This window comes from Nostoc paludosum FACHB-159 (assembly GCF_014698835.1).
GTDB lineage: Bacteria > Cyanobacteriota > Cyanobacteriia > Cyanobacteriales > Nostocaceae > Nostoc > Nostoc paludosum.
In genome coordinates, this window is sequence record NZ_JACJTU010000116.1 from 1 (window position 1) to 7,173 (window position 7,173).

General features: G+C 40.4%; 11 protein-coding genes. 3 read left to right on the forward strand and 8 right to left on the reverse strand.

Annotated elements, in window-relative coordinates:
* Positions 1-531: 531 nt before the first annotated feature.
* From H6H03_RS38550 to H6H03_RS38560, 3 genes are read left to right on the forward strand one after another with little or no spacing between them, the layout of a single operon-like run.
* Positions 532-801, forward strand: coding sequence for a hypothetical protein (locus tag H6H03_RS38550; RefSeq protein ID WP_190960254.1), 270 nt, complete (start codon positions 532-534; stop codon positions 799-801).
* 31 nt (positions 802-832) lie between these two features.
* On the forward strand, positions 833-1,165 hold the full coding sequence (locus H6H03_RS38555; RefSeq protein WP_190960255.1) for a DUF5674 family protein: 333 nt from the start codon (positions 833-835) through the stop codon (positions 1,163-1,165).
* A complete protein-coding gene (locus H6H03_RS38560; protein WP_190960256.1) occupies positions 1,162-1,536 on the forward strand; it encodes a hypothetical protein in 375 nt (124 codons plus the stop codon). Before H6H03_RS38555 ends, H6H03_RS38560 begins: the two co-directional genes overlap by 4 nt.
* A 16-nt stretch (positions 1,537-1,552) precedes the next feature.
* Here the strand turns inward: H6H03_RS38560 and H6H03_RS38565 are convergent, their stop codons facing one another.
* The 8 genes from H6H03_RS38565 to H6H03_RS38600 all read right to left on the reverse strand — a co-directional run.
* Entirely contained in the window at positions 1,553-2,161 is a 609-nt protein-coding gene (locus tag H6H03_RS38565; protein ID WP_190960257.1) for a hypothetical protein, read from the reverse strand.
* An 85-nt stretch (positions 2,162-2,246) separates the two neighbouring features.
* The gene (locus H6H03_RS38570; RefSeq protein ID WP_190960258.1) at positions 2,247-3,107 is read right to left on the reverse strand and encodes a hypothetical protein; all 861 of its coding nucleotides are present in this window, start codon (positions 3,105-3,107) and stop codon (positions 2,247-2,249) included.
* A gap of 507 nt (positions 3,108-3,614) precedes the next feature.
* Positions 3,615-3,959 carry a hypothetical protein gene (locus tag H6H03_RS38575; RefSeq protein WP_190960259.1) on the reverse strand — a complete coding sequence of 115 codons (345 nt, stop codon included), beginning with the start codon at positions 3,957-3,959 and terminating at the stop codon, positions 3,615-3,617.
* Between the two features lie 185 nt (positions 3,960-4,144).
* Positions 4,145-4,306: a hypothetical protein gene (locus tag H6H03_RS38580; RefSeq protein WP_190960260.1), complete on the reverse strand. Its 162-nt coding sequence runs from the start codon at positions 4,304-4,306 to the stop codon at positions 4,145-4,147.
* A 49-nt stretch (positions 4,307-4,355) separates the two neighbouring features.
* Positions 4,356-4,916: a WGR domain-containing protein gene (locus H6H03_RS38585; RefSeq protein WP_190960261.1), complete on the reverse strand. Its 561-nt coding sequence runs from the start codon at positions 4,914-4,916 to the stop codon at positions 4,356-4,358.
* 13 nt (positions 4,917-4,929) lie between these two features.
* Positions 4,930-5,280 (reverse strand): hypothetical protein, encoded by a 351-nt coding sequence (locus H6H03_RS38590; protein ID WP_190960262.1) that lies wholly within the window; start codon positions 5,278-5,280, stop codon positions 4,930-4,932.
* Between the two features lie 83 nt (positions 5,281-5,363).
* Complete coding sequence (locus H6H03_RS38595) at positions 5,364-6,986, reverse strand: AAA family ATPase (RefSeq protein WP_190960263.1); 1,623 nt, start codon at positions 6,984-6,986, stop codon at positions 5,364-5,366.
* A partial coding sequence (locus H6H03_RS38600) for a hypothetical protein (protein WP_190960264.1) occupies positions 6,983-7,173 on the reverse strand: 191 nt, incomplete at its 5' end. The genes H6H03_RS38595 and H6H03_RS38600, both read right to left, overlap by 4 nt.

Consider the following 7,173-nt stretch of genomic DNA (forward strand, 5'->3'; position numbering starts at 1 on the left):
TGCACTGTTTTGAAAGGTACATCCAGTTCTCTTGAAAGAATTGAACAGTACTCTTTAAAAATTCCGCGTTCGCTCTCAAGGCATTCTACTGACTCCAGAGACATTCCAGTATAAGCAGATTTAATTTGTCTACAAAAAGTTAATGGAGATATATCTGGAATGCGCGTTTTTGGTAACATCTATAAATCCTCCAAGGTTTGTTGGGGGTAGTGCTTCGGCATGAGCGATCGCAGTCTTAACGCCACGGCGATCGCTTAATAAATTTATCGAAATAGAATTCAGCAATCAGGAGCCAGGAACTAGAAGTCAGAATACGATTCGTGTGTTCCGACCGAAAAAGCTCATTTTTGACCCGCAGTAAAAAAAAACATATTTAGTGGTCAACTTTCCCATCTGTGGGACTGAATTCTCCCTGCCTAATTCTGACTCCTGATTCCTGAGTCCTATTTTATTACCATACTGTACCATACGAAAATTTGCATCTATGACGTAAACTACCGTACCATCAGAAAACTAATTGCTCTGCCGAATATGCCGAAACCAGGATTTAAAACCATAACAGTTCCTGATTGGATTATTGAGGAAATTAAGAGACAGCCTGACTATAAAGGGAATCAAGCTGCCACTTTGGGGGCACTCGTTAGGGATGGTGTTGCGGCTCGTGGTGGGGAATTAGAAAACCCAGCCATATTTCTTGCAAAAGCACTGAATCACTTACCTAATTGGGAGCGGCGCGAATCCTGGGAGTTAGCGCTGACTATTTTAAGTTGGTTGCAAGAAACAGAGCGCCCTTCTAGTTAGCTTTGATGATATTACAGAGGTTTTCAATTGTATGATTTTGCTTTTACGCGAGCGCGCGACCCCACAGCAACTTGAACTTATGCTGCAACAGCACAAGTTCTACATCAAAACCGCAGTTGATATCGAACGGCGAGTGTTGACTGGTGGCGGCGAGTTGCACGCTGATTGTGAAAAAGAGTTGTTGAAAGATGGCAGTAGACAACAAGATATTTGGGCTGCCAGTTTTATGCCTACCACGGGAAGAATTATTTACGAATCGATGGTCAACCTCCGCCCTCGTCAAAATCGTAAAATGGAAATAATTGACCCTAGTATTAGAGAAAAAGTCGCTCAAATGATTAACGAGTTCTTAGGAGACTTATGATTGAACCGACACCAGAGCAACAACTTTTCATGCAAGATGATGTTTCCACCCGCTTACATCATTTGGCAAGTCACTTGTCGCAAATTCAGTCTTTATGGACTCAAAACTCATCAAAGGATTTAATGCTGCCTCTGGTAAAAGAAAGTCGCTACTTTATTGAGTGGACTGTACCAGACATGGTGAAAGCGGATGACATTGACCGGGCTTGCGAGTTAGTTGACTTAGTTCGTCTACTGACTAGTTGGCTGTTTGATTGGGATAATATCTGGTCTAATACCCAACAAAAACAAGCTGCGGCTGTTACAACTCTTGATTGGTTGCGTCGGGTTTTGGAAATAGCTGATACAGAACCAGAACCGCTGAGTGCCTAATGCTGTCTGAGGTGAATTAATTCCAAAAATTTCTCAGTGCATCAGGAATTCGCCCTAGAATATTGCCAATTTCAACTATTAAGTTATTCCACTTCTCACCTTCGGCAATTAATTTATGTGGATTCCGGTCTGACCAATAACCAGATTCATCCACTACTTCTTCAAGTATTCCTAATTCTTGAGCTTTATCAAGTAGGGCAATAATCATTGTATGCGCTAGTGCGAAATTGGCATCGCCACCATATTCGGGTAAAGAAGCATATTGTGTTTTGCACCGAGACTGCGCCATCCATTCAAGGGAATCAGGGTAGCGGCACAGAAAAATATCTAATTCTTCTGTTCCTGGTCTTGGCAGTGATGTAAATCCAATAATATGAACTGGATACTCCTCATAATTAAAGTTGTGGATGTCTCTTTTGATTGCATTAAGTTTTAAAATAAACCAACGATCTGGGATTGAGCCTTTAGGAATAGTACATTCTGCTCCCATTAGCTCAATAATTTCCTCATCTAATTGCTCAAACGCTAAGTCTTTTGCTGCTTGATGTAGTGACTTAATCAGTTGACGCACTTCTTCTGTGCTGCGTTCACCAGCATTAAATTTATAGTGAATTGTTAAGCCCATAAAGTTTAAATAAAAACATCTGATTTTTACTTTACTGGTTGAGAAGAAAAAAAGGCAGTTTCAAACTGTCTTATGAAATTTAAATTTAACGAGAACTAACAGTAGCCCTCTGACCCATAACGTAGTTCATCCAAGCCTGAATTGCCGTCACTTCATCCATACCATTAGCAACTGCACCTAACACCTGCTGCTGGTATGAACTGGCGGCGTAATTAGGATCGATCTTGTCTGCTGCCCAGGCAAGGCAAATATCTTTCACTAGTTTATCGACCACAGATACATGAAGTTCGCTAGGAGCAGATGCATTCTGAAACTGGAGCCACTCTTTGATTAAATCTACTGGATAATTAGTTAGCGTGCGGATTTGTTTGATTCGCAAGTCTTGTGAATGAACCGTAGCGGACTTTGGTTGAGGTGGCTGTGGTTGTGTAATAGGAGCAATTTCTTGTTCGTCGAGTTCAAACTTTGGATTAGAAGACAGCTTCAACTGAAGACTTTTAATTAGCTCATCCCAATCAGCGTTATTGTCCCAATCACGCTTGAATTTAAACCTTGTTTGAGCATCTTTTATACTACAAAATACTGTGTTTTTCTTTCCAGGATTAACGGCAATTATTAGCGGTTGAGAAAAATCTTCAATTAATGAGGCAGTAAGTAAGAAAGATTTGGCGAAATTGGTATTGATTCCGCTTCTGATGACATAAATTTCATCAGCAGAAACGACAATATCTAACTTGAGAGTGTCCTCCCCTTCGTACTCTTTTTGAGTAATTCGGATTTCATTAATATAACCAGTTAGTTCCGTTTCATAAACAGGAATTTTCTTATCCTGCTCCCGCAAAAATCTATACCAACAATATTGTTCGTTATCCCTTTTTTCGTTCTTAATATATAGATAGATGGGTAGTGGTGGATTACCTAATCCTAATTTAATTTCATTAATCATGAGAATTACCTCCTTCATCTGGAATCTAATTGTGTGAATATTATTTGTACTTGCTCATTCGAGAAGCAGAGGCTTTAATCAATGCCATTGCTACTTTTTTTACAGAGCATTTACATGGAAAATTTTGAAGATTTTCAAAAATTCTTGGCGAAGCTGTTGATTTTTAAGAATTAATTATTAATATTATAAAACTTTTCTAGTAAAAGAAGCCTTGTTAAAAGCTGAATCTAGAAGCCAAAATTTTGAAAAACTTATTCTGGCTTCTAGCTTGGGAATTTTGAATTATCAAAACAGTATTCAGGAGTCATGAGCCAGAATTCAGTATAAATTCTGTACGAGTGGCAGATGAATAAACGGCCTTTTTACACCTCCATGAAATTGAAAATTTGGTGGCCTAAAATCAGTGGCGGGTCTGAATCCCCCCTAGAATTGCATTCTGACGCCAAGCCGCGAGCTTCTCCGGCTTTGCTCCTGAATTCAGTTGGGGCTGAATACTTCTTCAACCTCCTAAAATTTGTCCTGCTGAATACTGAAACTTGCTCCAACCAAGGCAGTACCCAAAAACGCGGAAAAACTTACCAGCATTACTCCCAAGCAAATATTCTTCTGCTGCTGCCAACCAGAGATAACTATGTTGGGATTAGCACTTGTATCAATAACTTCCAGCCCCCAACATGCCATTGCTCCTACTCCTGAAAAAGCGGTGAAGAGTAGCGATACAATTGCAAATGCTTGTATAGTAAGGTCAATGAGAATCCTGGGGCTAAATCTTTTTCGAGTCCGACGAAGAACTAATTTACTTTGATTATTTGAAGCCATAGATGATTGGTAAACTATCTTTTGAGTCTTCATATCTCTTGCCTGAATTGATTGAAGAATCTACCTATTTATTAAGGTATTAAATCTATACAAAAGCGGTAGATTAATTAAAAATCTACCGCTTTTTAATCTGGAGTTTCTATTTTTTACTTAGCCAAGAACTAATTTTCTTGCATACTCTTGTGCTTCATCTGGGGATAAGGATTGAAAATTTTTAATTAGCGCTGCGGCACGAGTTCCTCGCGCACTAAGAAGCAGGCAATAGCAATGAGGTTCAGGCAGTGCGGGGTTTTCATCTCTGCTATCCACAACCAACTTGATTCTTCGCCCTCCTCAAATTCAGAGCCATAATCGTAATGTAGTTTTTCTGCGTTAGGCATTGTTTTTTGCTCCTACTTTTACCAAAAGTTTACATCTGCACCTTTACAATCACAAATGCCGCCAGAAATTCTTACTGATAGTTTTGAGACTGACTACATTGGGTTCTGTTGTTGTTTCAGGAGTAGAAGCGACAGCCACCGGAGCAGGAAGTGGTACAGGTGTAACTAACAGAGAATTAAGCAATTCCATTTGATAGTCAACATCAGTAACACTTCTGTAAATTCCGTGATAATCTATCTGCATTCCCAGAGGTGTGGGAACGATTTTTAGGTACTCATTGAGTGCAGCAATATAGCCATCATGGTAGATATGACTAGCAATACAAGTGCGGATATAACTTAATAATTGAATAGCTCGTCTAATATCTTGTACGCAGCGTAAGCCGTCCATTTGTGGCTGAGTTTCGCTGTAGCCTTTCATCTTCTTCTCGGCTACCAAGTTATGGAACTTGTTAACAGCCTGTTCATAACTTCTTAATGTGTGGACTTTGATCTGTGCCTGATAACCAACACGTCCCCACTGCACAGTCAAAGTGCTGTTTTCAACTTTGGCGCTCCAAAATTTATTACTGTTCTGAATTGCATTAACGAAAACTAAATAGATTTCCATTTTTCTTATCCAATTAACTCGTTAATTTTTGGGCATTGCCCCATCGAATTTGGTGTTGTAATGCTTCAAGTAATGTTTCAGCTTCGTCTGCCGTTAGTCCTTCTAGGACAGAGCAGACATTGGATAAATCTTTGGGGATAAAATCAGAGCGAAATCTCACGAACAATGCTTCTTTCAAAGCATCAGTTAGTGTATATTCACCAGAGTTACTCTTTTGCTCTTGTATGAAAACAAAGTAAGCTAAAGTCATTCGCAGTAACAATTTGGTTCCTCTGTCTAACTTCTCTAGATAAGCACCATAATTATCAACCAGTTCGTTAATTTTTTCAGTTTGCCCGTAATAAGTCACTAAATCTGTTGTCATGTTTATTTGCCTTATTAACTATTAAAAAACTGCTGATATTACTAAAACAGCGATCGCCCTTCATAGGACGACCGCTATCAGCATCAGTTCATGTTGCGAAACTTAGCAGTACGCAAAGATTGAGTTTTCGCTGCGACAACAGGACTACTAGCTCTTCGGGCAGTGCTAGCCCAATCCCTCATTCTTTCTACCGCCGCCGCATCTTGAATGGCCAGTGGCGTGATGGTTTTTCGGCAACTTTCCAGATCGCCCAAAGTTACCTGCTGAGGTCTGCCTTCATCGAATGCCAGCAGTGCAGCTTCAGCAGCCAGCGTTTCTAATTCTGCGCCCGAAAACTTTGCAGTATTGGCTGCAACTGCTTCGAGATATTCAAGCTGTACTTGAATACCGAATCGTTCCAGGTGAATTCCTAAAATCTGTACCCGTTCTGGTTCAGTGGGCAGATCCACAAAAAAGGATTCATCGAAGCGACCTTTGCGTTTAAATTCAGTTGGTAGTGCTGATGGGTCATTGCAGGTAGCTACAATAAATACTCCAGCAGTACACTCACTCATGAACGTAAGCAAGGTTCCAAGAATCCTTTGACTAACACCTGAAGTATCACCCTGACCAGAAAGTGCTTTTTCCACTTCATCTACGAACAAAACGCAAGGTGCGATCGCTTCTGCTGTTTTCAAAGCACGTTTGACATTGCTTTCGGACTCGCCAACTAGTGAACCTAGAAGAGATGCAATATCTAACTGTAAGAGTGGTAAATTGAGAATATTAGCAATATTTTTAGCGCAGTGGCTCTTACCTGTTCCAGGTGGGCCAGCTAGTAACACCCCTTTGGGTTGAGGTAAGCTAAGACTTCGTGCCTCTTGCGTAAACAGACGCCGCCGCCGATTTAACCACTCGCGCAAGTTATCCAAACCGCCGAATGCGATTGTCGCAGGTTTACCCAACTCGATACCCATTTGAGACAGTAACCGAGTTTTGTACTCGACAGCTTTGGGAATGAAATCAGCGTCAACGACGACACCATCATTAGTTAAGTTTTCTTTGACAGTTAACCGCAGAAAATCGCTGATTTCTTCTAAAGTTAAACCCAGTGCTGCACGAGAAAGAGTTTCCTTTTGTGCATGTTCCAGGGAAATAGCAAAAGTTAGTTCTTGCTCAATAGCAGACTGTTGTAAGTCATGTAAGTAAGCATTGATATGCTCAAGTATTTGGTCAATACTAGGTAAAGGGACTTCACAATAAGGAATCAGTCTGACTAGTGATTCGTGTAATTGTATGTTCTGTCCTAAAAGTACAATGCGTTTATCAGTTGGTTTTAACCTGTGATAAAGGTTTTTTACCTTGCTTAAAATCTCCCAACTCAATTGAGGTGAATTCTTACCAATGAATGAGTGAATATCACCTAATATGAAAACTCCATCACCACTAAAATTCGCAATGTAATCAAACACATATAACAATGGGTCAGCCTGAAGAGGTCTTTTATACTCCGCAACGGGCTTAAATATTAATCCTCCATCTGCTGCGATTAAACATTGCTCCAGGGTTGATACTCCCAGATTCCAGAAGAAGACAGGACTGTTGAGTTTGTTGTTTGCCTCTGTAGTCAGCCACTGAATGATAGTCGCTTCATCAGGAGCCAGGACATCAACCGCAGCAATGGGGATTTGTGAATCGAGTGTGGAAAGGAGATTCGAGAGTTTCATGATTTTGATATTTGATAAGGAACTGGAAAGAGTTCGTCATAAGTGTTGACCACTTTCACGACTACCTCATAAACTTCGGTATCGCCGTCAAAAACCTCAGCCATTTCATTGCGCCCAGGCTGGGCAATGGCGAAAATAAAAGCATTTATTAGTACACACAAGCCTTCAATATTGGCTTTGATAACTA